The 25,700-nt window shown below is 45.7% G+C and carries 18 protein-coding genes and 1 pseudogene; 7 read left to right on the top strand and 12 right to left on the bottom strand.

The genetic code is table 11. The features are described 5' to 3' along the window. Positions 1–24 precede the first annotated feature (24 nt). The 3 genes from ACGHTT_RS10950 to ACGHTT_RS10940 form a co-directional block, all read right to left on the bottom strand. Complete coding sequence (locus ACGHTT_RS10950; RefSeq protein WP_390590526.1) at positions 25–864, bottom strand: BON domain-containing protein; 840 nt, start codon at positions 862–864, stop codon at positions 25–27. Between the two features lie 671 nt (positions 865–1,535). Beyond that, positions 1,536–1,919, bottom strand: a complete 384-nt coding sequence (locus ACGHTT_RS10945; protein ID WP_390590525.1) for a phage holin family protein — start codon at positions 1,917–1,919, stop codon at positions 1,536–1,538. Positions 1,920–2,001: 82 nt separating this feature from the next. Continuing rightward, a complete protein-coding gene (locus ACGHTT_RS10940; RefSeq protein WP_390590524.1) occupies positions 2,002–2,367 on the bottom strand; it encodes a YqjD family protein in 366 nt (121 codons plus the stop codon). A 372-nt stretch (positions 2,368–2,739) separates the two neighbouring features. Between ACGHTT_RS10940 and ACGHTT_RS10935 the strand changes: the two genes are divergently transcribed. From ACGHTT_RS10935 to ACGHTT_RS10920, 4 genes are all read left to right on the top strand, one after another. Beyond that, positions 2,740–2,895, top strand: a complete 156-nt coding sequence (locus ACGHTT_RS10935) for a hypothetical protein (protein WP_390590522.1) — start codon at positions 2,740–2,742, stop codon at positions 2,893–2,895. Positions 2,896–3,276: 381 nt separating this feature from the next. Then, on the top strand, positions 3,277–12,258 hold the full coding sequence (locus ACGHTT_RS10930; RefSeq protein WP_390590520.1) for a GH36-type glycosyl hydrolase domain-containing protein: 8,982 nt from the start codon (positions 3,277–3,279) through the stop codon (positions 12,256–12,258). A gap of 255 nt (positions 12,259–12,513) precedes the next feature. Then, the gene (locus tag ACGHTT_RS10925) at positions 12,514–13,788 is read left to right on the top strand and encodes a hypothetical protein (RefSeq protein WP_390590518.1); all 1,275 of its coding nucleotides are present in this window, start codon (positions 12,514–12,516) and stop codon (positions 13,786–13,788) included. A 383-nt stretch (positions 13,789–14,171) separates the two neighbouring features. Beyond that, positions 14,172–14,375 carry a CsbD family protein gene (locus tag ACGHTT_RS10920; protein WP_390590517.1) on the top strand — a complete coding sequence of 68 codons (204 nt, stop codon included), beginning with the start codon at positions 14,172–14,174 and terminating at the stop codon, positions 14,373–14,375. Positions 14,376–14,513: 138 nt separating this feature from the next. Here ACGHTT_RS10920 and ACGHTT_RS10915 read toward each other — a convergent pair whose 3' ends face one another. The 9 genes and pseudogenes from ACGHTT_RS10915 to atpD all read right to left on the bottom strand — a co-directional run. Further along, positions 14,514–15,488 (bottom strand): F0F1 ATP synthase subunit gamma, encoded by a 975-nt coding sequence (locus ACGHTT_RS10915; protein ID WP_390595037.1) that lies wholly within the window; start codon positions 15,486–15,488, stop codon positions 14,514–14,516. A gap of 5 nt (positions 15,489–15,493) precedes the next feature. Next, positions 15,494–17,215, bottom strand: a complete 1,722-nt coding sequence (locus tag ACGHTT_RS10910; RefSeq protein WP_390590516.1) for an alternate F1F0 ATPase, F1 subunit alpha — start codon at positions 17,213–17,215, stop codon at positions 15,494–15,496. 10 nt (positions 17,216–17,225) lie between these two features. After that, a complete protein-coding gene (locus ACGHTT_RS10905) occupies positions 17,226–18,113 on the bottom strand; it encodes a hypothetical protein (protein WP_390590514.1) in 888 nt (295 codons plus the stop codon). 3 nt (positions 18,114–18,116) lie between these two features. Next, positions 18,117–18,404: a F0F1 ATP synthase subunit C gene (locus tag ACGHTT_RS10900; protein ID WP_390590512.1), complete on the bottom strand. Its 288-nt coding sequence runs from the start codon at positions 18,402–18,404 to the stop codon at positions 18,117–18,119. A 9-nt stretch (positions 18,405–18,413) separates the two neighbouring features. Beyond that, positions 18,414–19,121: a F0F1 ATP synthase subunit A gene (locus ACGHTT_RS10895; RefSeq protein ID WP_390590510.1), complete on the bottom strand. Its 708-nt coding sequence runs from the start codon at positions 19,119–19,121 to the stop codon at positions 18,414–18,416. Positions 19,122–19,193: 72 nt separating this feature from the next. Beyond that, the gene (locus tag ACGHTT_RS10890) at positions 19,194–19,529 is read right to left on the bottom strand and encodes an ATP synthase subunit I (protein ID WP_390590509.1); all 336 of its coding nucleotides are present in this window, start codon (positions 19,527–19,529) and stop codon (positions 19,194–19,196) included. Further along, positions 19,519–19,851, bottom strand: coding sequence for an AtpZ/AtpI family protein (locus tag ACGHTT_RS10885; protein WP_390590508.1), 333 nt, complete (start codon positions 19,849–19,851; stop codon positions 19,519–19,521). The genes ACGHTT_RS10890 and ACGHTT_RS10885 overlap by 11 nt, the downstream gene beginning before the upstream one ends. 72 nt (positions 19,852–19,923) lie before the next feature. Next, on the bottom strand, positions 19,924–20,295 hold the full coding sequence (locus ACGHTT_RS10880; protein ID WP_390590506.1) for a F0F1 ATP synthase subunit epsilon: 372 nt from the start codon (positions 20,293–20,295) through the stop codon (positions 19,924–19,926). 145 nt (positions 20,296–20,440) lie between these two features. Beyond that, positions 20,441–21,850 (bottom strand): annotated as a pseudogene (gene atpD / locus ACGHTT_RS10875) (F0F1 ATP synthase subunit beta); the annotation flags it as partial. Between the two features lie 736 nt (positions 21,851–22,586). On the opposite strand from atpD, the gene ACGHTT_RS10870 reads away from it, so the two are divergent. The 3 genes from ACGHTT_RS10870 (at position 22,587) to ACGHTT_RS10860 (ending at position 25,588) form a co-directional block, all read left to right on the top strand. Beyond that, a complete protein-coding gene (locus tag ACGHTT_RS10870) occupies positions 22,587–22,769 on the top strand; it encodes a hypothetical protein (protein ID WP_390590504.1) in 183 nt (60 codons plus the stop codon). A 1-nt stretch (position 22,770) separates the two neighbouring features. Continuing rightward, positions 22,771–24,117, top strand: a complete 1,347-nt coding sequence (gene nhaA, locus ACGHTT_RS10865) for a Na+/H+ antiporter NhaA (RefSeq protein ID WP_390590502.1) — start codon at positions 22,771–22,773, stop codon at positions 24,115–24,117. Between the two features lie 64 nt (positions 24,118–24,181). Next, positions 24,182–25,588, top strand: a complete 1,407-nt coding sequence (locus ACGHTT_RS10860) for a lyase family protein (protein ID WP_390595035.1) — start codon at positions 24,182–24,184, stop codon at positions 25,586–25,588. Positions 25,589–25,700 lie beyond the last annotated feature (112 nt).

Genomic DNA, 25,700 nt, shown 5'->3' with positions numbered 1-25,700 from the left:
ATCCAAAGTGTAGCTTAAAAATTATTAGAATGTTAATTCTGAAGTTTTTACACTTTTAACACCGCGTATGTTTTGGGCCAATTCAATGGCTAGCTCACGTTCGGCGCCGCTACCTACTTTTCCTGCCAACGTAACCATGCCTTCTTTTGTGCTAACAGCTATATCAGAACTGTCTACATTGTTAGAGTATATGAAAGTAGATTTTACTTTTGTCGTAATCCAGCTGTCTGACATGGACTTACTTAAAGTGGGGTCGGCTGTCTTTGGGTCAGCTTTCATCATGGTATTCTCCGTTTTCTTGAGTGTGAGCTGGTTGTCTACTGATGAAACCCCATGGGTGTTCTTGGCTAATCGGCCGGCTAGTTCTTTGGCTGTACCATTGTCTGCGGAGCCGGTCAGGGTAACTTTCCCCAATTCAGTAACGACACCCGTTGTCATGCCGTCGGAGTTTTTGCTCCATAATAATTTTGATTTTATCGCTGCAGTAATTGAAGCATCATCTATGTATTGGCCGTAGCTCCTGTCTTCTGTAGGCTTTTTAGTGGGCTTATAGTCTGGCACAACTTTAATGTTATTCTCGACACTCTTTACCCCTTTAACCCCTAAGGCTATCTGTTTGGCGAGATCTCGATCAATGTCTTCGGCTACGTTTCCAGTCAAAATAGCTTTTCCACCCTTCACCTTAACGTCTAAGTGATTAGAGCGTAAGTAGGGGCTGAGCGCATAGGTGGTCCATATTTGGGATTCTTGCTTGGCATCGACAATATCCTGGGACTGTTTGTCTAGTGCGAATGCGCTACTGCTAAGCGAAATCGCAGCAATCAATAAGCTGGTCGATAATGCCTTCTGATATATTTTTTTCATGATGTAAACTCTTGAAGTGTGTGGGTAATAATTTACGCTTAGTCGGTTGATGAATGGTTGCAGACTAGTAATTTTTAATTGATTTTTGGTAGCTTTTAGTGTCCTAGATATCACTCTGTGGGCTGCTTTCGCAGGGGCTATTTTACGTATTCAGGTTGGTTGGTTCGGTTCGCTAACACACATTGATGGGGTAATGTCTAATATTTCTATACGATGTAAGAGGGGAGGTGGGGTTTCTTAATATTAGGTTTAATCTGGTTTCCTATCTAATTGTTGTACAATGAGAATTATTGTAAATGCTATTTGTTTTTGTTTTTGTTTTTGTTTTTGTTTTTGTTTTTGGTTGGCCGTTGGTATAATGCATGATGAAGAATTTTTATTTGACCGATTTTTCGCCTAGGGTTTTCCGGACTCCCTGGGCGGTTTATTTGGTCTAAATTTATATAATAATTTTGAGGTTATTTGGAGGAATCTAAAAGCCGCATGTGGCCATTTATTATGTGAAATGTCTTGGCCAATTTTGGTTTGTGCAAGAAGTCGCATGGTCATACTTCTGGGTAGCTTTTTATCATCTTGTGAAATCTCAAGTTTTAATTTTTGACGATTTTCATTCATGAGTTTTTTTATGATTATGAATTTCTCGTTCAATACGTCTTCATTGTTAGATGATTTCATGACAAGTGTTTTTTTAGTATGGTGATGTCTTCATTAATTTCCTTAATGGAAGTTGAAAACGGCGCTTCTGGTTGGTTTATGGTTTTAATACTATTGATATAGAAGAAGTAGCTTGCTAATCCGTAAGCGCTACAAACTATAACGATTGAAAGTGCTCGGTACGGCGTATCCCAGCTGATAGTGAGTACCAGAAGCCCTAGAGAAATAAGTAAAGAGATAAAGCAGGAAAGACCGTATAGAGACATCAGGTATAGATGTAATATGCGAGCTTTCTCTTTTTGCCAGTCCAACCTGATCATCTGCCCGTGAAGCTGCAGTTGACGCAGTAGAGGCGTTTCTGCTGAACCAACGAGATTCATAATGTCAAGGATTTTGATCAAAATAGGGGTTCCTTTTAAGGGGCTGACTTTTAAGGCCCCATTGGGGTTTTATGGCCGTTGTATTTGTGTGGATTTATATGAGCTAACGGCGGCGTGCTAGCAAGTAACCGAGTAAGAACCCTACTGCACTAACAACACCAATAACAGGCCAAGGTTTATTGTGAACATAGGTATTAGCCATGGCAGCAGTTCTTTCTGCTCTATGAGAGACGCTCTTGCTAACACCATCCATTGATATTTTTGCAGCTGTAATTCTTTTGTTAAGAGCAGATTTTGCTTTTGCAAGCTCTTCCCCGGTAAGTAAATTGCTTTCTTTAATAAGGTCTTCGATGTCGGCAACGAAGTTATAAAATTCAGTCGATACCATCGCGGCTGTGCTGACGGAATTTTTACCATCGGCTCCCTGCTTGATGTTTAATTTTTCAGGTGAGTTTGAAGTAGGTGACATAGGTTGTTTCCTTAATTAGATTGACTAAATTGAAACCATTGATTTCAGTGGTTAACAAGTCGAAGCCACAATATGGATGTTTATTGAGGTTGTCTGTGCGCTGACAAACTAAGACTTAAGTAAATATTACTCTAATTGTTCTGATTGGCCTGTAAGTCGGGTAAGTACTTGGTCGTTTACTTTCTTATGCTACTTGCTTGGAGCATGGGGGGAAGATTTGATAGTAGAGCTTGATGGTCTAATCGCTTTTTGATGTGCAACCTTTGCCTGATTAACGTTAGCTGGCGTACCGACGGTTCGTGAGGTTTTAAGCATAATGATTATTCCGACTTCCCGCAATAATGCAGGTTTCGGTTATTAGCCGAGGTTACTATGGAAAAGCCACAAGTACAGAATTCTGACAAAAGAAAAACAGAAAAGGATTTGCCGCCTTCAAAATTGGCTCACAACCAAAAGTCAGGCCATCAACCACAGCAATCTGACAGCCAAAAAGGCGGCAAACGGCAAACAGAAAAACGTAACGCTTAATTTGTTAATGCCAAAGATGAGCCCCGCACGGCTTCCGTGCGGGGCTTTCGCGTGTAATATAAATTCGATTGGCGGTATTACTCACAAGATCCTCCCTTTTCCCTTTTCCCTGTGAGCTGTGGGTTTTAGTGTTTGCATTCTATTTGATCAAATCTCCCACAATGGCGTCTTGATGGTTGTTCGTACTTAAACCTGCTCATCAATGTTCGTTAGCGAACAGAATATTAGTCTTAAATTTTGTTATTTTTTAATCTCCAAAATAACTCTAATTTTGGGTGGGTTATCTACGCGATGTGCGTATAAAAACCTAATACCTAGTTTAATGGGGAGATTCCTATCAGTATTGACGTTGGTGCCTGTTCTAGCAACAAGGAATTACCTTTGCGCGAAGAACTTTTCTCTGCTGAACAACTGGATCAGCACGGTAAGCATTTAGCATTGAAGCATTCGGTGACCCAGTTTCCAGCTAAAGACAATATGCTCACCAGACTCGATGACAACGAGCGGCGATTGATTGAAACCCATACGCTTTTAACCGATGTGGTTAAACGTAAGTTACCAATCGTTCCTGCGGGCGAATGGTTGCTTGATAATTTCTATTTGATTGATGAGCAAATTCGTATAGCGAGGCGCCATCTACCGAAAAATTATAGTCTGGAGTTGCCTCGCTTAGGGCGCGGCCCATCGGTCGGATTACCCCGTGTATATGACTTGGCGCTTGAAGTTATTTCCCATAGTGATGGCCGAGTTGATGGTGAGGTACTGACGCTATTTGTCGCTGCATATCAAACGGTTACACCCTTATTGTTAGGTGAATTATGGGCAGTTCCTATCATGCTGCGTTTGGCTATGATAGAAAATTTGCGACGCATCAGCTTGAGAATCAGTGTTGATAGGGTGCAGGTTGATTTAGCACAGTATTGGTCTAGCAAAATGCTTGAGGTGGCAGCTAGTGACCCCAAAAGCTTGATATTGGTAATTGCCGATATGGCTCGCTCTAATCCAACGATGGTAAGCTCTTTTGTTGCAGAATTTGAGCGTTGCTTACAGGGTCATGGTTCAGCACTGTCGTTACCCTTAACTTGGATTCGCCAGAGACTGGCGGAATCTAGTAGGACAATTGAGCAGCTAGTACTGTTGGAAAATCAGCAGCAGGCGGCTGATCAAGTGTCAGTAAGCAATACCATTGGTAGCCTTCGTTTCTTGGCGGCCATGGATTGGCCTGAATTTGTTGACGACATGAGTTTTGTTGAGCACATATTGTGTAAGGATAAAACTTATATCGAAATGGATTTTTCTTCGAGAGATGGTTATCGGCATGTGGTCGATATTCTAGCTAAACGCACGCACTGCTTCGCTTCAGAGCTTGGGCAGGCCGAGCTTAGAGTGGCGCAGACCGCTATTGATCTTGCTCGATCGGGCGCTGATGATAAAGCCTTTGGTGATGTAACTTCACACGTGGGTTTCTATTTAGTAGATCAAGGCCTTGTGCAGTTAAAGAAGACTCTAGGTGTTCCCAGTTCGGCAATTGAATTGCTAGGTTCCTGTTCCCAGCGATTTCCGCTTGCCGTTTACCTAGGCGCTATTCTATTGCTGACGGTGACGTTTAGCAGTGCAATTTTGGAGTCCTTTCTCGACGTTGATTTTAGCTATTGGAAACTAATATTTGCGTCCGTTCTAATCGTTTTAGGGTTTAGTCAATTAGCTGCTTCCTTAGTTAATTGGCTCTCAACCCTGCTGGTAAAGCCGAAGTTATTGCCGCGTATGAATTACCAGAAGGGCGTTCCGCCTGGCAAAACGACGCTCGTCGTTATACCAACGTTGATCAATAGCCCTAAAGACGTTTCTGATTTGCTTGAGGCGCTTGAGGTTCGATTTCTTGGCTGTCGAGACGAGAATATATATTTTTCATTGCTCACAGATTTTTGTGACGCGAAGGTAGAGACATTGATATCCGATAGCTCGTTATTGGCGCAAGTTTCTAGAGGCATAGAGCAGCTTAACGAAAAATATAAATTTTGTGAATTGATTCAACACTTTCATTCTGATAAAGATGCGAAAAAAAATACCACTAGTCGTTTTTTTTTACTGCATCGGCCGCGTCGCTGGAACCCACAGGAAAATAAATGGATGGGTTATGAGCGAAAGCGTGGAAAATTGGCCGAATTAAATTCGGCGTTACGAGATGGTGGTTGGGATAGGTTCAGCACCTTGGTTGGCGATCTCTCCGCTCTGACCGATATAAAATATATCATAACCCTAGATACAGACACCGAATTGCCTAGAGACGCGGCTCAGCAATTTATCGCCACCATGGCACACCCTCTGAATCAACCAAGATATGATACTCAAAGCCGTCGTATTGTGGGCGGTTACGGTATTCTTCAACCGCGTATGGCGGCCAGTTTGACCGGTGTCAATCGCTCTCGTTATGCTCAGTTATGCGGCAATGAGCCCGGTATCGACCCTTACACGCGCTCAGTCTCCGATATATATCAAGACCTCTTCAGTGAGGGTTCGTTTATTGGTAAAGGTATTTACGATATCGATGCCTTTGAGTTTTCACTAGGTGAGCGGTTCCCTGAGAATCGCATTCTTAGTCATGATTTACTTGAGGGCTGCTATGCGCGCTCTGGTTTATTGAGTGATGTTCATTTGTACGAAGAATATCCGGCAACCTATCAAGCTGATATTGTGCGTCAACAGCGTTGGATTCGCGGTGATTGGCAAATAGCTGATTGGCTTCAATCAAAAGTGCCTTGTGCCAATGGGCTTAAAGAATCAAACCCATTATCGTTACTTTCGCAATGGAAAATTTTAGATAACCTTCGCCGTAGCCTAATCCCGTTAGTGCTAACAGTGCTATTGTTAAGTGGGTGGTTTTTATTCATGCAGCCGTGGCTCATGACTATCGTGGTGCTCTTTATTCTGTTTTTTCCAGCTGTTCTAGCAAGTTTTGTCGATAGCGTGTGCCGTCCTGAAGAGGTTGATTATAGTAGACATATAGCCTCCGTCGTTAAATATTTTCCAGCGAAAATTGCATTGATAGTCTTTCGGTTTTCCTGTTTGCCGTACGAAACGTGGGTTAACGTTTCCGCGATTTTTCGTACGACCTGGCGTATTTTGTTTAGCCATAAGCACTTGTTGGAATGGAAAGTATTTGATAGCCAATCGCGGTTTAATCAAGGCGCTACACCTACTAGCGGTGATGTTTTCAAGTCATATAGGGTTATGTGGGTTGCCCCGTGTTTGGCAGGCTGTGTTTTGTTGGCAGCAATGTTGGTCGACTCTATCGTATTAATTGCTGTGATGCCTGTTGCGTTGCTTTGGTTGTTGGCGCCTCTTTATGCCTGGTGGCTGAGTAAGCCGCTTACTCGAGATGCTCATCATTTAAATGCAAATCAATTGCTGTTTTTACGGAGAATAGCTCGTAAAACATGGGCTTTCTTTGACGTTTTTGTCACCGCTAAGGACAATTGGTTGCCGCCAGACAATTTTCAGGAGTTTCCGGGGCCGATACTCGCCCATCGTACCTCGCCGACAAACATTGGTATGTCGCTTTTGGCTAATGTTAGCGCCGTAGATTTTGGATTTATTTCTATAAACGTTTTGCTAAGTCGCAGTACAGATGCTGTTGATACACTTGAAAAACTAGAGCGCTATCAAGGGCATTTTTTTAATTGGTATGATACTGAAACGCTGCGACCTTTACTGCCGCGTTATATTTCATCAGTAGATAGTGGGAATCTAGCCGGACACTTGTTAACTTTGCGGTCAGCATTATTAGAGTTTAAAATTCAGCCGATTATACCTACGCAGATTTTTGAAGGGTTGTTTGATACATCGATGTTAATGCAGGAGGCGATCGTCACTTTGGACGACGCGGTAGAAAAAAAATATTTGCAACCTGATAAAGTAGAATTTTTACAAGCTATTGATCAACAAATTCTATATTCGGCAGAATTGTCGTCTCTGCATAATACCTTGGCCGAGGGGTCTCTGTTAGAACCTATGTCTTTGGAAAAAATCTATAGCATGCTGCAACGTGTTCTTGTCAACTCGATAAGTATATGTTCTATTCTTCGTATCAAATATCCATCACTATCTAATGATTCATTGTCTAATTTTGGTATCGAAATTAATAGGATAGATAGTGATAGCGAGGTTGTGAAATCAATAGATACTGAATCGGATAGCCTAGAGGTGAAAACCGCAACAGTTAGCTATTGGGTAGCAGCGTTGCATCGGCAGGCGCAGGATGCCGTGGATGATTTAGCTTCTTTGGCCCCTTGGTTGTTGCTGAAAGGGTTACCTAGTTCTATGCGTGATTTGATGAATTTTAAAACTGCACCGACATTGGCTCTACTGTTTGAGGCCACGGGGGAATGGTTGGAAGTTATTGATCAGGAAACGGGTGTTAAACAGGGTCTTAGTGAAAATCATCAAGCTGGCGCTAGCGATAGCTTCGCACATTTACGTCGGATAATAGAGCAGGGCCGTGTTTGTATTCTTGCTCGCTTCGCCGACATTGATTTGTTGGCTGAGCGAATAGCAGACTTTATGCATATGGATTATGACTTGTTGTATGACCGTTCGCGGCAATTACTGGCGGTAGGTTACAACGTTGATGAGTGTCGCTGTGATACCAGTTATTACGACTTGTTGGCATCGGAGGCGCGTCTTTGTAATTTTGTCGCTATTGCCCAAGGTAAGCTCCCACAAGAAAGTTGGTTTGCGCTTGGCCGGCTGTTAACAGAGGCAGGTGGTGAGCCTGTATTGGTGTCTTGGAGTGGCTCGATGTTTGAGTATCTCATGCCATTACTGGTGATGCCTATGTACGACACGTCATTACTTGAACAAAGTTGTCGAGCTGCTGTGGCTCGACAAATTGAATACGGCAAACAGCGCGCTATTCCTTGGGGTGTTTCTGAGTCCGGATACAATATTGTCGATGCCAATTTGAACTATCAATACCACGCTTTTGGCGTGCCGGGGCTCGGTTTAAAACGTGGCCTAGCTGAAGATTTAGTGATTGCCCCCTACGCATCGGCGCTAGCCCTAATGATTGCGCCGGAAGAAGCTTGCCAAAATTTACAAAAGCTTGCCCGTGAGGGCATTGAAGGAGAGTTTGGATTTTACGAGGCGGTAGATTACACGCCAGCGCGTTTATTACGCGATCAAAGCTATAACACTGTGCGTTCGTTTATGGCCCATCACCAGGGCATGACCTTATTATCCTTAACTTATGTGTTATTGCAGCGCCCGATGCAACGACGCTTTATTTCGGACCCATCAGTACAGGCAACTTTGTTACTACTGCAAGAGCGCATACCGAAAACCACCGTGTTAGATACACGCATCGCCGATCACTCAGAGGGCGAAGACTTGACCGACACGCTGGAGGCCTCGCTCGATGCACCGGTGTCAGCGCAGACACCGACACCGGAGGTGCAATTACTGTCAAATGGGCGTTATCAAGTGATGATCACCAATGCTGGTGGTGGCTACAGCCGATGGAAAGGTACTGCTTTAACTCGTTGGCGTGAAGATAGCACCTGCGACAATTGGGGCTCGTTTATTTATGTACGCGATGTAGGGAGTGAGACATTTTGGTCTGCGGCACATCAACCTACTTGTCGTCTAGCAGATGATTATTCGGCCTTATTTTCAGAAGGCCGCGCGGAGTTTCGTCGACGCGAGCAGGATATTGAAACCTATACTGAAATTGTTGTTTCTCCTGAGGACGATATTGAGCTTCGTCGAGTCCGCTTAACCAATCGTTCCCTTAAGCGCCGCGTCATTGAGCTTACTAGTTATGCGGAGGTAGTTCTCGCCGCTCCAGATGCCGACGCGATGCAATCAGCATTTGGTAAGTTGTTTGTACAAACTGAAATATTAGAAAAGGAAAACGCGATTCTGTGTAGCAGACGGCCTAGATCCGTTGGCGAGCAGCCACCGTGGATGTTCCACCTCTTAGGTACTAATGGCACAGCCGTGGAGGATATTTCTTTTGAAACTGATCGCGTTCGCTTCATTGGCAGAGGGCGTACGCTCGCACAACCTCAAGTAATGGCCGACAGCGTAGCTTTATCGGGCAGCCAAGGCTCGGTATTAGACCCCGTCGCCGCTATTCGCTGTAAGCTCGTACTCGAGCCGAGGCAGTCCACTACCATTGATTTCATCTTTGGCGCAGCGGTGAATCGGCAGGCGTGTATGGCACTGATTGAGCGCTATCAAGATCGTCATCTAGCTGATCGCGTAGTGGATATTGCTGGTACTCATAGTGGTGTGATTCTTCGGCAGATTAACGCGCGGCAATTAGAGGCACAGCTGTATCGACGCTTGGCAAGTTCTGTGATCTACACCAATCCGGCAATGCGGGCGGATGCCAGTGTGTTGATTCAGAATCGTCGTGGCCAATCGAGTTTATGGGGCTTCGCAATATCGGGTGACTTACCCATCGTGTTGCTAAAGATTACCGACATAAATTGTTTAGATCACGCTCGTCAGTTGATTCAATGTCACGCCTATTGGCGGCTGAAGGGGTTGGCGGTTGACTTGGTCATTTGGAACGAGAATCACATCGGCTATCGCCAGCAGTTACAGGACCAAATAATGGGCATGATTGCCACTGGTAACGATGCCCATAGCATCGATCGACCTGGTGGCATTTTCGTTCGATTTGCTGAACAAATTTCATTCGAGGATCGTGTCCTTCTGCAAGCGGCTGCACGGGTTATTATCGTTGACAGTGTGGGTACACTGATGGAGCAAATGAATCGTCGTGTATTGGTCAATACCGGTGTTGAGAAGTTACTCATCAGCGATAAGCCAGTACGTAAATTAGATAAAAAAAATCAGCCAACAGCGTTAAAATATCAGCAACTACAATTCGAAAATGGCTTGGGCGGGTTCAATGCCGACGGTACCGAGTACATAGTGACCACCTCGGCCAATTGTCAAACACCGGCACCGTGGGTCAACGTGATAGCAAACGCAAGTTTCGGAACGGTCATCACTGAAGGTGGTCAGGCCTACAGTTGGAGCGAAAATGCTCACGAGTTCCGGCTTTCGCCGTGGAGTGATGATCCCGTTGGCGCCAGCAATGGTGAGGCCTTTTATATACGCGATGAAACTACCGGTGAATTCTGGTCGCCAACAGCGCAGCCTAGTACCAGCAAAGGGGGTGGAAGCAACGAAAGTGGCGCTATCCATTCACCGCCATACCAGACGCGTCATGGATTTGGTTATAGTGTATTCGAACACTGCAGTATATCGGGTATTCACTCTGAGCTGAGTATCTATGTAGATTTAGTGGACCCAGTTAAATATTCCGTGCTCAACTTACGCAATGATTCGAGTCGAAGCCGTGAACTGTCGGTAACCGGTTTTGTTGAGTGGGTGCTGGGTGATTTACGCGCCAAAACTGCTATGCACGTGGCTACCCAAATTGATCCGTTCAGTGGCGCGTTGTTTGCTCATAATGGCTATAACACAGAGTTTTCTGGTCGGGTTGCTTTCTTTGATGTCGATGATATGTCGCGCACCCTGACCGGTGATCGCCGGGAATTTTTAGGTCGCAACGGATCATTGAAAAATCCGGAAGCTCTGGCTTGCACTCATCTGTCTGGCCGAGTGGGCGCTGGTTTAGATCCGTGTGGGGCACTACAAGTCAGTATCACTCTCGCGCCAGGCGAAAGCCGGGAAATTATCTTTCGACTTGGCGCTGGCCGCGACCGAAGTCACGCCAGCGAATTGGCTAAACGGCTGCGCATACCAGGCACGGCGATAGCTGCGCTTGCGCAGGTCAAACAGTATTGGCGGCACACGCTGGCTGCTGTGCGAATTGAAACGCCGAATCCGGCGTTAAATGTTTTAGCGAACGGTTGGCTAGTCTACCAGACGCTTGCGTCAAGGTTGTGGGCGCGCAGTGGTTTTTATCAATCCGGTGGGGCCTATGGTTTTCGCGATCAACTGCAGGACGCCATGGCCTTGGTACATACCAAGCCCGCTTTACTGCGCGCGCAATTAATCTTATGTGGTCAGCGTCAATATCCAGAAGGGGATGTGCAGCATTGGTGGCATCCGCCCTCAGGGCGCGGTGTGCGGACACGCTGTTCGGATGATTTTTTATGGTTTCCACTTGCGCTTAGTCGCTATCTACAGGTTACCGGCGATTACGCTGTGCTAGACGAGCCACTTAATTATCTCGACGGCCGAGTGCTTAACCCTGATGAAGAGTCGTACTACGACCTACCGGGTCATTCAGCGCAATCAGCCAGTTTATATCAACATTGCTGTCAAGCAATAGAGCACGGCTTGCGCTTCGGTGAGCGCGGTTTGCCGTTAATGGGATCTGGCGATTGGAATGACGGTATGAACCTCGTGGGTATTGGGGGCAAAGGCGAAAGTGTTTGGCTAGGTTTCTTTTTGTACAAAGTGCTCACTGGTTTTTCTGATGTTGCACTGGCTACTAAGGATATCAAGTTTTCTAAGCGCTGCTTACAGCAAGCGCAAATATTACGCGGCAATCTCGCCCATCATGGCTGGGATGGCGATTGGTATTTACGCGCATGGTTTGATAATGGCACAGCATTAGGCTCATCGGATAACGATGAGTGTGCCATTGACTCAATTTCGCAAAGCTGGTCTGTGTTGTCGGGTGCAGGAGATGAGGTTCGGTCGCGCACGGCGATGAATGCCGTCGATCAGCGTTTGGTTAAGCGTAAAGATGGATTGGTAAAGTTATTAGCCCCGCCATTTGATAAGTCGACGTTAGATCCGGGTTATATCAAAGGCTACGTACCGGGCGTGCGTGAAAATGGTGGCCAATATACCCATGCGGCGGTTTGGGCGGCAATGGCATTTGCAGAGCTCGGTGATAGCGAGCGCGCGTGGGAGCTACTGGAACTGATTATGCCGATTAATCATACCTTAACTGCCGAAGGCGTCTCGACTTATAAGGCCGAGCCTTACGTTATCGCCGCCGATGTCTATGGTATTGCGCCACATACCGGGCGTGGTGGTTGGACTTGGTACACAGGGTCAGCGGGTTGGCTTTATCGATTGATCGTCGAATCCCTGATGGGTGTTAGTCGGCGTGCGGATAGATTATTTATCAAACCTTGCCTGCCTGAGGCTTGGGATAAATGTGTGATTAATTATCGCTTTGGTGAAACGGTTTATCCTATCTGTATCCAGCAACGAAAGGCGGCTGGGCTTAACACTATTCATTTAGATGGTGTTGAAGTAGACGTGGAAGAGAAGCAGCAAGGTATTTTACTTATTGACGATCAGCAAGCGCACCAAGTTGATGTGGTTATCTACCTTATTGCAGCCACCAAAACACTGGACTCTGTGTGAATTTTCAGATGGTCTAAGGGCCTTCTAATGATTGTTCTAGGAAGTGCTATTGAAAAGATAGTCTCTCGGTATGGTAACAGTTTAGCGGGAGCTCAATGCTAACATGGTAGTGGTAAAATTTCAGTGCGTTTATATGAATACGTTTTGACCAGTAAGCGGGATATAGGCGTGCAATCTGCGCTTAGACAGGTGCCATAAAAAGTTTCGCAGGGAGATCGCTGTATGCCGCGCAATCACTATTTATGAGTAGCGCAAATGTTGAACTATTCGTTTGGTAAAAATAGCCTAGAGTCACAGTTGGATGCTCTAGGTATTCGCGTGGCCTTTGAGAAAAACTTAACCAAAGCTGTGTCTTATGCAGATGCGATCTCTGCTTCGAATTTGCCAGCCTTCGCGTGCCAAGGTAGCAGTGCCCCCGATATGGCGATTATGATGGCAGCGGCTAAACGCATCAAAGTAGGGTGCAGCGACTTTGTACTATTGGGTACCGGTGGTTCCAGCTTGGGCGCACAAGCTGCCTTTGCTCTGGCGCGCTATCGTCAAAGTGTCGGCATTCGCTTTCATACACCAGATAGCCTGTGCCCGTTCGAAATGGATTATCTATTTTCCAGTTTGAATCCAAGTGGTACACATATTCTTGTGGTATCTAAATCCGGTTCAACCGCTGAAACGCTGGCGCAGTTGTTAGTGTTTCGTGCGTGGTTGGAAGCATCTGTAGGCGCGGAAAATTTGGCAGATCATTTTACCTTTATTACGGAGCCGGGCGCGCGACCGTTGCGCCACTACGGTGAAGCCCTAGGTGCGCTAGTGCTCGACCACCCCGCTGACATTGGTGGCAGATTTAGCGTCTTGACCAAAGTGGGGATGTTGCCCGCGCTTGTGGCCGGCCTAAGTGCTAAAGGTTTCCGCGATGGCGCCGAGCGCGTATGTTCTTCGTTTTCCGATCAGCCTGCTCAGTCGGCGGCGGTGGTGGGCGCTGTTCTGATTCACACCCTGCATCAATACCGCGGCATCACCCAAGTGTTGATCATGGCTTATGCTGACATTTTACGCGCCTTTACGCGCTGGCAAGGCCAGCTGTGGGCAGAAAGTTTAGGTAAGGGCGGTTTGGGTACAACACCTATTCGCGCCATTGGCCCAGTAGATCAGCACAGCCAAATGCAGCTATTTTTAGACGGCCCAAACGACAAGTTTTGTACCATTATCACCGTGCCAAGTTTAAACCTAGGCCCGCGTATTGATGGTGCAGATAGCCGTGCTTATGGTTTGGATTATATGGCGGGCCGCACCATTGGCGACATGGTTACGTGCGAGTCCCGCGCCACCCAAGATAGCTTGCGTTTGCAGGGGCGTATGGTACGAGAGATCATAATTGATAGCTTGAGTGAAGCTAATTTGGGCGGCCTGTTTGCCTCATTTATGCTTGAAACCGTGCTTACCGCGCATCTTATGGGTGTTAACGCCTTTGATCAACCGGCGGTTGAACAGGGCAAAGTTTTTACGCGGCAGTATCTCTCGGAACTCGCCTAAGGCCTTGAGTGGCATTAAATATTAACCACGGTATTCGGTTAGGTAAGGCCAAATTGCCCTCGGTGGTACCGCAGTAATGGAAAAGGCAGTTAAATATCACGGATCGCTAATGGCTGAAAATCATAACGCTAATAGCCTACTTGCCTGTTTCTAAATACCTCGATTTTTCGATAAAGCCGCTAATGATCTGCCACATCTTCTTAACCTTTTTATCGGCCTAATAATAGGAAATTCTAAAATACGTTCAAATTTGAAAGCTCTATGTGTTGCACCGTACGGAAGAGTCGATTCCCTAACGCTAAAATGGTCTTAGAATGGCATCTAGTGGATTAAGGTTCGCAGCCATTTTTTGTATTATCAGGCCATGGGTTAAGGGAAATAAGATGAACAAAGATATTATTGAGGGTAAATGGAAGCAACTAAAAGGTGAAGCTCAGAGACAGTGGGGCAAGTTATCTGATGATGATTTTGATAAAGTTGCTGGTCAGCGAAAAATATTAGCGGGAAAGGTGCAAAGTCTTTATGGACGATCCGAAGATGATGCAAAGAAAGAAGTTGATAGCTTCTGCAAGAAGCACAACTGCTAATCAAGAAGCTAAGCTCGAGGGCCTATTGGTCAGTAAGGGTTAGGTCAATTGGGTGGCGGTATACAGGTAGGCTATCCACCCGATAGATTTGAGCGATCATAGACGAGCAATATGCGTCTGCTGATTCGCAAAAGCCTACTAAATATTGGAACCTGCAATAACGTCGAACATTTCTTCATCGATACCCGCTTGGCGCAAGCGCTGATAATTTCTATTGAGGGTTGTTAGCAACTCCTCAATATTTTTGTCTGCGCGATGCATAGCTGCTAGCCGGCTTGCATTTTCACTCGATAGAGATTCGGCGCTTGCTCGAAAAAGCGAAACGAATAGATATTCCTGAATTAGCGCGCCTAAAGTTCCGGTTTTATCTGCCAAGACTTCAGGGATATTATTGCTGGGCCAGACCTGTTCTGCTAGCTGAGTACACCATGTTTGGTCCAGTGGTAATAAACGCTGAGAAATTGGGAGGTATCCAGCACCAGTGCTCGGGCGATTGAAAAATAGATAGACTTCTGTCAATGCGTTGATCGCGTGCTTGGTTTCAATACTAAACAATATGTCGGCAATCAAAAAGGTTATTGATTGAACCGAGCTTGGCACATCAAAGCGCGCTTGGGTGGTTAACCCGGAATCAATGAGTCGTTCGTTAATTCGTTCGCCCACGGCCCAGATCAGTGGTTTGTGAACCAGAGGCGAAGAGGGCGGTGTCTGCGCTACAGCGGCGGTGGAGGCGGATGGTGTAGGTACCCGTGTCTGTGCCGATAAAGAGGCACTCGACGAGCGGTCAAGAGCTTCTCTTGACGCTAAAGATTTCACGGTAAACTCTGCGATTACGTCATTGAATTGCCCAACTAATCCTTGATCCGTGCCAAAAACAATGATGCACGTTGGGTTGGCTTGATGCGGTACAGGGTTTTGCGTTGGCAGTAGATCTCGGTCATGAAAGCATGCACCCAGGCCGCGCTCAACTGTGGTGTAATAATCCCCTAGTGCTGCAACCGCTCGTTCATAATCGCCTATGCTAGCGGCGGCTACGGCTTTCATTGTACGTACAACAGATTGAAGTCCATCAGCACTGTCTATTTTATGCTTTAAGCTAGCCGTAGTTTCGATAAAATTTACTCGCTGGTTTCAGAAATGTTCTTGGTGGCTTTAGTAGATAATTCCACCGCCGGTACCTCATCCGTTGGCTCTTGTTCCTTATTGGTCGCTATTGAGGTCACCATGGTTCGATCTGAGCTACTTTCTAGCGTTTCTTTCTCGTCTGTTTTGTCGGTTCCAAATTCGGCCAAGGCATTACTTGCTAATTTAAGTATCATCTCACCGTCATCGTCGCTAATACTCTCATCGGATTCAATTTTATCGCGTATGCCTTGCGGAATGTCGGACGCTGCTTTCAGCAAATGCTGTTCTGCCTCTGACATTGCCAGTAACGGAACTGTATCGAAAAGTCCTTCTTTTACGGCAAGCAACAGTAGTATTTGTTCCGAAAGTGAGACGGGTGAGCATTCAGCCTGCTTAAGGCTCATACGTACGCGCTGGCCGTGCGCGATAATCTTTTCAGTGGCTTGATCAACGCGAGCCCCAAAGCGTGAAAAGCTTTCCAGTTCTTCAAACTGGGCATAAGTCAATTTCAAGTTGCTGGCCACCGATCGATAAGCTTTTCGCTGTGCTTTGCCGCCAACTCTTGAAACAGATTTGCCAACATCCACCGCGGGCAAAATCCCCAGTTCGAACAAGGCCGGGGACAGGTAAATTTGACCGTCAGTTATGGAGATCAAATTAGTGGGAATGTAAGCAGATATGTCTTGCGCCTCCGTTTCGATAATTGGCAGTGCGGTTAAAGAGCCACCACCGAGTTCTTTACTCAAATGGGTGGCGCGTTCTAACAGGCGCGAATGTAGATAAAAAATATCACCTGGAAACGCTTCGCGACCTGGCGGGCGCTTAAGTAACAGCGATAGCTCGCGATAAGCACGAGCGTGTTGAGTTAAATCATCGTACACGATTAAAACATCACGGCCCGCTTCAATAAACGCTTCGGCAATGCTAGTAGCCGCATAGGGCGCAATGTAGCTAAGCCCCGGTGGAGCATCACCTGCAGCCACCACCACCACTGTGTAATCGAGTGCGTTATGTTGACGTAAGGTCGCGATGACTTTGGCTACTGATGAACCGCGTTGTCCTATGGCGCAGTAAACACACAGCACGTCTTTGCCGCGTTGATTAACAATGGTATCTATAGCGAGCGCGGTTTTACCAGTTTGCCGGTCGCCGAGAATCAGTTCCCTCTGACCCAAGCCAATGGGTATTAACGCATCTATAACTTTTATGCCGGTTTGTAGTGGCGTAGTAACTGGGGCACGATCCATAATCGCGGTAGCGGGGCGCTCAATGGGTAAGCGGGTTTTCGCCTTCGGTGGTGCGATTCCGTCGAGCGGCTCGCCCAGAGGATTGATCACTCGACCGAGTAAGTGTTCCCCCACGGGCACGTCCATAACCCGTCCAGTACGCAACACCTCATCCCCGGCGCGCAGGTGCCAGTAATGACCCAGCAGTACAATACCTGCTGTAACTTCATCAATGTTAAACGCAATGCCAAGTAATCCGTTGCTGAATCGCACTAGCTCGTCATAACCCACATTGGGAAGACCGGAAACGATTGCTATACCATTGGCGTTGTGGATAACGTTTCCGACTTCGCGCAATCCAAGTTGCATTTTAAATTCTTTGCTGGCGACCTGGATATCTGCAAAGGTTTTTTTAAATTGCGCTTCTAGTGATGGGATTTCCGCGCGGCTAGTTACCGACGATTTTGGTTGATTAATGTGTTTTATCATGGCAAGAATCTCACCCTGTTTTTTCATTCACAAGACTGGGTTTGTGTTGGGTTCCAAGCTCATCGTCGCTAGGATCTTCTGCATTCGATGGGCCTACTATCTCTGTATAGGTATTCTCTTTATCATCTTTGATCGAAGGTCCAGAGCTGTATTGATCAATTACCTTGTCGAGTGAGGCCTGCAACGTATGACAATATTCTGCAACACTCCAGCCCATCTTAAAGCCATCAGTGGTTAGCTCTATACCTGCCACTAGCTCCTGTGATAGTTCGAAGTTGATGTCCACTTCTTTGTCCATGACGGCTGTTATTGACTTGGATATTAACTTCTTTTGCTTGGCCGATAGCGTGCAACTAGAGCAGATTTTTATTGCCTTTGTTTTTAGTGATAATTTTATTTTTTCTTTTTGTTTACTATTTAGGTTATCTAAATTCTGTAGGAAAATGAGTACCATATGGGTTTCAATATCGACCTCGGCTAGATCGTGTAATGCATTTTTTGTCATGCACAATAGGGCTGTTTTTGCTGTTAGATCTAATTCTTCCTGTAGGTCCTGTATGTTGTTAAGGAGGCTATTTCTTTGCTTTTCTACCATCGCCGCTCCGGCAATATGGGCTTCTTCAAGTAAACGTCGGCTCTCTTCTTTAGCCGTGCTAGAGGCGTCTTCAAGTAGTTGGCTGCGTTGCTGATCGAATTCCTGATTTTTTTGCGTAAACTTAGCCTTTTCTTCGCTAGCGTCTTGGCTTACTTTTTCGGCGCGATCTAATTTATCGGCAATCCTTTGCTCTCGCGCATCGATAGCATTAAGAATCGGTTGGTAAAGAAAGCGTTTCATTAGCCAAACGAGAATAATGAAGTTAAGAACTTGTGCGCCTACCGTGAACCAGTCTATAAGCATGAATTAGTGTCCCGTCGATTGAGCCTGTGTTAATGCAAAATTCCAGAATGGGTTGGCGAACAGCAGTATCATTGATACAACAAAACAATAAATTGCAGTGGATTCGATCATCGCTAACCCCACAAATAAGGTGCGAGTGATGGTGGCCGACGCATCGGGCTGTTGCGCCAGTGACGTTAATGCGCTTGCCACAGCGCGACCTTCGCCTAGCGCTGGGCCCATAGTGCCAAAACCTGTGGTTAAACCGGCCATTACAATGGAGACAAGGGCTATCATAGTCATGCTATCCATAAGAAATCCTCAAGTTGATATGTTCGTATTATCGCTGTTGGCGTTTTTGCAAGGGCGTCTTACGCTGCGTGCCGCAGCCGCGATGTAGACTGCTGCCAAAATACTAAAAATGTAGGCTTGCACCATGCCCGTGAGCAAGCCAAGCAGTGTCATTACGATGGGAAAAATAAAAGGGGTGATGGTAAGTAGAATGGCGATAATCATCGCGCCACTCATCATGTTACCAAACAGCCGTACCGCGAGTGCCAAGGTACGTGATAATTCACTGATGAGATTAAACGGCAGCATAATTATCGTGGGCTGAATATAGGATGCTAAATATTTCTTCAGCCCCTGTTGTTGAACACCATAAAACGGCACCACAACAAACACACATAGCGCCAGTGCTGTTGTGGTTGAAAGCGATCCCGTTGGTGGTTCGAAGCCGGGAATAATTGTGCAAAAAGCTGACGATGCGATAAAAAGAAAAAGGGTGCCTAGGAATCCAACATAGTGTTTTGGTTTCGCCAATCCCACCTCTGCAATTTGGCTAACGATACCGGTAACAATAATCTCCAGTAGATTCTGCCAGCGAGTGCGCTCTAAGGCGTTAGATAGCTTACGTATAATCAATAACGAACCCAGTGTTAAACCGAGCATTAAAGCCCAAGTATAAACTATGGTGGCATTCAACGTGAACCATCCAAACTGCCAGAAAATAGAACTGTCTGGGCTCATATCCATAAGCGTAACTGCGCACGGCAGGGCCCTACATACTTGTAATAATAGATTTTAACGCGCATGGTGCACCTATTGCTTGCGTACTGAAATTGATTTGATAGGTACGCTTTTTAAGCTGGCTGACGCAACTTGAGTTTGCATTCCTTTAAGTAATTGAAATATAGCGCCAGTGACTAAAAATCCAGTTAAGAAAGCAACTATAGTTTGCCAATGCCCGTCGTTAATAAAATACAACGCTAGAAGCACAAAGCACATACGCAATAGAAAACTTACACTAAACCAAAGGGCGGGGCGGGGTGAATTCAGGCCTTGGGTGACAGTGACGTATAGCCCGCCATAAAAAATAATACCCATACTTATCCCAACGGTTGCTGTCATTGACAGCGGTACAAAGTCAATCATCATCTTCCTCCTTAGGTTGTTCATGCATTTCGCGCTGCTCTCTGCCGACCCAATGCCAAGCGTTAAAACAGCCAAGGCATAGCCCCGCGATCAGTAGCGCTAAGGTGTATGATCGCGTACCTGGATATTCCCCATCTAGCCAAATGCCAAATGCAGCACCAAGTAGCGTCGGTATAGCGACCGACCAGCCAATTAAGCCCATAGTACCTAGGCCAAACCAGATGCCGGGGTTATCGATTTTTTTTGCTTTAAGCTTTCGAGCTACTTTTACGCCCACAAGAGCTGGAAAACGCGTTTTCTGAGCGTCAGTTTTACTGTGTTTCAATGAGCTTGTCTCATCGCTAACAGTCCAAACGCTTGTTATCAATGTTTAATGGTGTTAACGCATGCATAGTGGCTAAGGATCCTTATGGAAGTCGGATAAACGAGTAATAAAATCACTTTCCATTTTTTTAAATACAGCGTGAATTTTTTGGTTGCGTTCGTTTTGTTGTATAAAATTTTTATCAACCGCCTCATGTAGGTTGTCTAGATCATTGCCCACAACCGCGTGTCTGACGGAAACAACCACATCCATGCCGGTTTTTACCAGCACGCCTGCATCGACAGCGATATAGGTTTCTGTACCCCTAGGGTCGGGTGTGTAACTGCTTTGAAAGATCAAGATTCCGGGTACAAGCGCCGCCACACAGTCAAGCCTGTGTGGTAATAGCCCATAGCTGCCTTGATCTGTTTCCACTAGAATGTGCTGTATATTTTTTTGCTTCATAAATATGCCATACGGTAGTAGCAATTTAAGATTCATCGCGTTTAGCCATGTTTTTATCTACCTTTTCCTCTTCTTCACCATCTATAATTTTTTGACTTTCTTTAGCCTCAGAAGCTTTCTTGCTTTCTGTGTCCTTAACTAATTTCGCGTCATCAACGGAGCCAATCATATATAAGGCCTGTTCTGGATAATCGTTAAATTCATCGGCTAAAATTCGCTCACAGCCTGTAAGGGCATCCTCTAGTGATACTAACTTGCCAGCCATAGCGGTGAATTGTTCGGTGGTGAAGAAAGGCTGAGTAAAAAAACGCTCTAGCCGTCTAGCGCGCCCCACGACTTTTCGATCGGACGCCGAAAGTTGTTCTAAGCCCAGCATGGCGATGATGTCCTTCAGCTCCGCGTATTGGGCCAGTGTTTTGCGAATGTCTTGTGCTAATTGATAATGGCGCTCTCCTAGAATTCCTGGGGTGGCCATTTTGGAGTTGGATAGCAAAGGATCTATGGCGGGATAGAGGCCCTCGCTCGCTCGTTTGCGCGATAAGACGATAGACGCAGAAAGGTGTGAGAAGGTATGCACTGCCGCCGGGTCGGTGAAATCGTCGGCCGGTACGTAGACTGCCTGAATTGATGTGATAGCACCTGCATCCGTATTGGCTATGCGCTCTTCCAAACTAGCGAGCTCGGTCGCTAGTGTTGGCTGGTAGCCAAGGCGGGAGGGTATTTGGCCCATGAGCGCAGAGATTTCCGCACCAGCCTGAATGAAGCGAAAAATATTGTCGATCAATAACAGCACATCCCTGTGCTCTTGGTCGCGAAAATATTCAGCCATGGTGAGCGCAACCTGGCCTACCCGAAAGCGACTGCCGGGCGGCTCATTCATTTGGCCAAAAACCATCACCATATTGGGTAGCACACCGGCCGCGCACATTTCACGGTATAGCTCTTCACCCTCGCGTGATCGCTCGCCAATGCCGCAGAAAATACTCACGCCGGCGTGACCACCAGCCATGTTGTGAATGATCTCCGCTAGTAGCACTGTTTTACCAACGCCGGCTCCGCCAAACAGGCCCGCTTTACCTCCGCGTTCGAGTGGTAAAAGCACGTCGATAACTTTAATGCCGGTGACGAAAATTTCGGAGTCGGTTCGCCGGTTTTTCAAAGATGGCGGCGTATTGTGTACTGATTCCCAGCTGATGTTTTCTAGTGCTGGACCGTCATCAATGGGTTTGCCAAATACATTAAACATGCGCGATAGAATTGGCTTGCCGACTGGCGCTAATAGCGGTGCGCCTGTATCTATCACGTTCATACCACGCGCTAAACCTTGGGTAGGAGTTAATGCAATTGCGCGAATACGATGTGAATTGATATGACTCAACACTTCGATGGTGATGCGGCTGCTGTTAAGATCGGCTGGCTTGCCATTAGGGGGCGTTTGGTCAATATGTAGAACGGAAAAGATAGCGGGTAAGTATTCATTAAATGCTACGTCCACTACACTGCCGGCGACTGATATGACAGTGCCGATATTTTCTTTAGTCGCAAGCATGTTCATTTGATAATCCCTTTGCTTGTGCAGCTACTATGGACTTATGCACAGTATCATTAAAGCTGTTTCCGGTATGTACGCTAGCGGACAGAAAGATTTGAATGCAGTGTATAGGCTATTGGTAGTAGTGCTGAGACGCGTGTTTTATTGTCCGCACGTAAGACTATTTGGTGGCGTAGGATTTCACTATCAATACGTTAACGTTAAGATGTTTCTACCATGGGTTTGGCTGGTTGAAATTAAGTTTAGCTCGATTTTTTTGAAATTTTTCACCGCTAATAAAAACGACTTTTGTGTACAGCTATTCCATATGTAAGATTTCTGGATGTAAGGCTCTGGTTGTTAGGTTTTTAGCTTTCCTTAAAAGTTCGTGCGTCTATCAATGCTTATGAAGGCCGCGTGACTATTTGTGGTTATAAAGAATATGTGTCGAATGTGAAGGTTTCATGTCATTAAATTCTATTCCACCTGATTCTATTTGTGTAAAAAATATTATTTATATCTTCGGTATAACTATTTTTTATTGCCTCCTGTAAATTTTTTTGCGGCAATAGTTGCGCTATAAAAATTCGCTTGAACGGAGACTTTTGTGCAATGTTAAGCGTTGTAAGTAGGGCGCATGGCATTGTTTTCATCTGCTTTTTCGCTTTTATGAAGATTGGTTTTCTATGAGCGAAGATTTATATGGCAGATATTTTAAATCTGATGTTGTATAAGTCTGTGCTAGCAAAGGAAAAATAAAATGAATCACGATGATGCTGATGATTTAAAGCGCTATCACATTACATGTGAAAATAGATTAATCTACCGCTATAAAGAATATCGTTATGACAATCTAAAAGACGCGATAAATTTTGCCAGGCTAGATGCTGATAACTCAGATAAATCTATGGGTGAAGTTGCGCGCCGAAAGCTTGCAACCTAATATGGACGAACCGAAAGTCGTTAGGAAAGATTCGGTCGCACAGCTTCCAGAAGAGCGTATCGACTGGTTCGTAGAGCCTATTGCGAGATTTGTTCAGGTTGAAACCGCGGCAGGTGTTGTATTACTGCTCTTTACAGTAATAGCTTTAATTCTAGCGAATTCTCCTCTCAGTGATGTTTTCAGAAATTTATGGCATCTCTCCGTTGGCATAAATATCGGCACTATTGTTTTCGAGCGATCATTACATAGCTGGATTAACGACGCAGTGATGACGTTATTTTTCTTTCTGATAGCCTTAGAGCTTAAGCGAGAGCTGGTTCTTGGTGAATTGCGCGAGCCTCGATTAGCCATGCTATCGGTTAGTGCGGCCGTTGGTGGTATGTTAGTACCGGCATTGATTTATTTAGCGTTTCAGTATCAGGAGCCTGGTCAGAACGGTTGGGGAACGGTGATGGCTACCGACACGGCGTTTGTGATTGGTTGTTTGGCCCTACTAGGTAAACGCATACCAAAAAGTTTACGAGTATTTATGCTGTCGTTAGCTGTGGTTGACGATATTGGTGCGATTATTGTTGTGGCTATAGGTTATGGCAGCGACCTTAATTGGCTGTTCATTGGGCTCGCGTTACTCGGTTTTCTATCTGTAAAAACGATGGCATTCCTCGGCGTTAGAAACATTTCCCTATTTTTCATCGCCGGCGGTTTAATTTGGTTGGCGGTCGACGCGTCGGGTATTCACCCAACTATTACCGGCGTTATTTTGGGTTTGATGACGCCAACAAAACAGTGGGTTAGCGATGACCGCTTCCACACCATCATCGATAGCGTGGTCGACAACACATCTTTTGATCCAAGCGGCGATCAAGCTCTAGATCCTGAAGTATTAAAAACAACGGAAGCCGCAGCACGCGAAGTACTGTCGCCTGTTGAACGCTTGGAAATAGCATTGCATCCGTGGGTCGGGTTCGTTGTCATGCCATTATTTGCATTTGCAAACGCAGGTATCTCCTTTGCCGGCGCAGATTTTGAATCTTCTTTAACCTTGGCTGTTGTAATAAGTTTTGTAATGGGAAAGCCTGTAGGTGTCTTCCTATTCAGTTGGTTGGCTGTAAAACTACACCTGGCCGTGACGCCAGTCGACTTGTCATGGCGAATGATACTAGGAGGCGGGATGTTGGCGGGTATCGGTTTTACCATGGCTTTGTTTATTGCCAATTTAGCTTACAGTCCTGATCAAATTAACGCCGTAAAGTTGGGGATTTTGTCCGCCACGATGCTATCGGCGTTGTCCGGTTTGTTGTTATTGCGTTTTTGGGTTGTCGACTCTACGGCCGCTTCCCAGTATTGAGTGAATACTAATTCGCGTTAGTCGATAGGAAACTCAATCATAAAAGGAAAATGCGTTGAAAAATATGAAGGATAGTAGGTTTCCGAAAATAGAGGTTGAAGCCGGAGTGCTATGGAGTGAGCAAACTCAGCGCTCGTTGCGAAATTTTGATATTGGAAAGCAAGGTTTTCGCATTGAGTTTATCCATGCCCTAGTGACGATTAAGCGCTTATGTGCGGTTGTTAATCATGCCAGATTTCTCCTGTCGCAGAGTCACTTGGAGGCGATTGCGTTCGCATGCGAAGAAGTTATTTCTGGCAAACATAATGATCAATTTCCGCTGCGGGTGTGGCAAACAGGATCTGGTACCCAGACAAATATGAATGTAAATGAGGTAATAACCTCTCTGGCGAATGGCTATTTAATCAGAGGCAAAAAGAAGAGTGTTGCGAGAGACTTGCCAAAAATACATCCCAATGATCACGTCAATATGTCACAGTCTACCAATGATGTTTTCCCGAGTGCCATGCATATCGTGGTTGCGCAGCTTTCACAGACATTGCTATTTAAGGCAATGGCGTTACTTGAGGCGGTGTTAAACAAGAAAGAAGCAGAGTTTTGCACCACTTATACAGTCGGCCGAACCCATATGATGGATGCTTTGCCAATAAGTGTAGGAGCCATTATTTCGGCCTACATTAGTCAATTGGCAGCGGCAAGGAGTGCTATTGAGGAGAGTATGAGGTTTGTATTTCAACTAGCGCTCGGAGCGACGGCTATTGGATGTGGCGCAAATGCGCCAAGTATGTTCGGCCGGCAAGTGGTTGAGCGCTTAGCGGAATATTACAGTATGCCGTTCGAACAGCATTCTAACCTGTATGCCGCGGTATCCGGTGAAGATGCCTTATTGCGTTATAGTAGTAGCCTTAAACAGCTTGCCGCTGTTTTACTTAAGATAGCCAATGATACTCGTTTGTTGGGCAGCGGCCCGCGCTGCGGTATAAATGAATGGATTTTACCTGCGAATGAGCCGGGTAGTTCAATCATGCCCGGGAAGATAAACCCGACGCAATGTAAAGCCTTGAGCATGGTCTGTCTACAAGTATTTGGTAATGATCTTAGTGTCTCTCTGGCTGCGTCCAGTGGACAGTTGCAATTAAATACCTATCGACCTCTTATTATTCACAATGTATCGGAAAGTATCGAATTATTGTCCGATGCCATGATCTCTTTCGCAGTCAATACGGTTAGCGGATTAGCTCTCAATTTGAAACAAATAGAATCAAATATGCGGAACAATTTGTCCGCTATTACTTTGTTAGCACCTAAAATTGGCTACGATGTTGCGGCAAAAATTGTCCACACGGCTGAGGCAAGCCGTGTGTCTTTAGAAGTCGCTGCGGAATCCCTTGGCCTTTTTAGTAAAGCGCAATTTGAGTCGATGTTAAACGAGCAGCTAAAGACAAGTTTTAGCGAGGTGAAAAGTACCTAACGTCTTCTGTCGTATCGGTTATGAGAAATACGGTTAACCGATTTTATTCATTGCGATACTACTGATTAATGTCGCTCTAGACCGCTTTACCTACGTATATGCTCCAACACAC

It is taken from the genome of Simiduia litorea (genome assembly GCF_042853465.1).
GTDB lineage: Bacteria > Pseudomonadota > Gammaproteobacteria > Pseudomonadales > Cellvibrionaceae > Simiduia > Simiduia litorea.
This window is presented reverse-complemented; position numbering and strand designations above follow the sequence as displayed.

What these genes read in the sequence shown, in the direction of transcription:
- ACGHTT_RS10940 (WP_390590524.1), bottom strand. Translation starts at nt 2,367, where the DNA reads ATGTCACCTACTTCAAACTCACCTGAAAAATTAAACATCAAGCAGGGA.
- ACGHTT_RS10920 (WP_390590517.1), top strand. Translation starts at nt 14,172, where the DNA reads ATGAACAAAGATATTATTGAGGGTAAATGGAAGCAACTAAAAGGTGAA.
- ACGHTT_RS10890 (WP_390590509.1), bottom strand. Translation starts at nt 19,529, where the DNA reads ATGATGATTGACTTTGTACCGCTGTCAATGACAGCAACCGTTGGGATA.
- ACGHTT_RS10950 (WP_390590526.1), bottom strand. Translation starts at nt 864, where the DNA reads ATGAAAAAAATATATCAGAAGGCATTATCGACCAGCTTATTGATTGCT.
- ACGHTT_RS10925 (WP_390590518.1), top strand. Translation starts at nt 12,514, where the DNA reads ATGTTGAACTATTCGTTTGGTAAAAATAGCCTAGAGTCACAGTTGGAT.
- ACGHTT_RS10910 (WP_390590516.1), bottom strand. Translation starts at nt 17,215, where the DNA reads ATGATAAAACACATTAATCAACCAAAATCGTCGGTAACTAGCCGCGCG.
- ACGHTT_RS10900 (WP_390590512.1), bottom strand. Translation starts at nt 18,404, where the DNA reads ATGGATAGCATGACTATGATAGCCCTTGTCTCCATTGTAATGGCCGGT.
- ACGHTT_RS10935 (WP_390590522.1), top strand. Translation starts at nt 2,740, where the DNA reads ATGGAAAAGCCACAAGTACAGAATTCTGACAAAAGAAAAACAGAAAAG.
- ACGHTT_RS10895 (WP_390590510.1), bottom strand. Translation starts at nt 19,121, where the DNA reads ATGAGCCCAGACAGTTCTATTTTCTGGCAGTTTGGATGGTTCACGTTG.
- ACGHTT_RS10870 (WP_390590504.1), top strand. Translation starts at nt 22,587, where the DNA reads ATGAATCACGATGATGCTGATGATTTAAAGCGCTATCACATTACATGT.
- nhaA (WP_390590502.1), top strand. Translation starts at nt 22,771, where the DNA reads ATGGACGAACCGAAAGTCGTTAGGAAAGATTCGGTCGCACAGCTTCCA.
- ACGHTT_RS10860 (WP_390595035.1), top strand. Translation starts at nt 24,182, where the DNA reads ATGAAGGATAGTAGGTTTCCGAAAATAGAGGTTGAAGCCGGAGTGCTA.
- ACGHTT_RS10905 (WP_390590514.1), bottom strand. Translation starts at nt 18,113, where the DNA reads ATGCTTATAGACTGGTTCACGGTAGGCGCACAAGTTCTTAACTTCATT.
- ACGHTT_RS10880 (WP_390590506.1), bottom strand. Translation starts at nt 20,295, where the DNA reads ATGAAGCAAAAAAATATACAGCACATTCTAGTGGAAACAGATCAAGGC.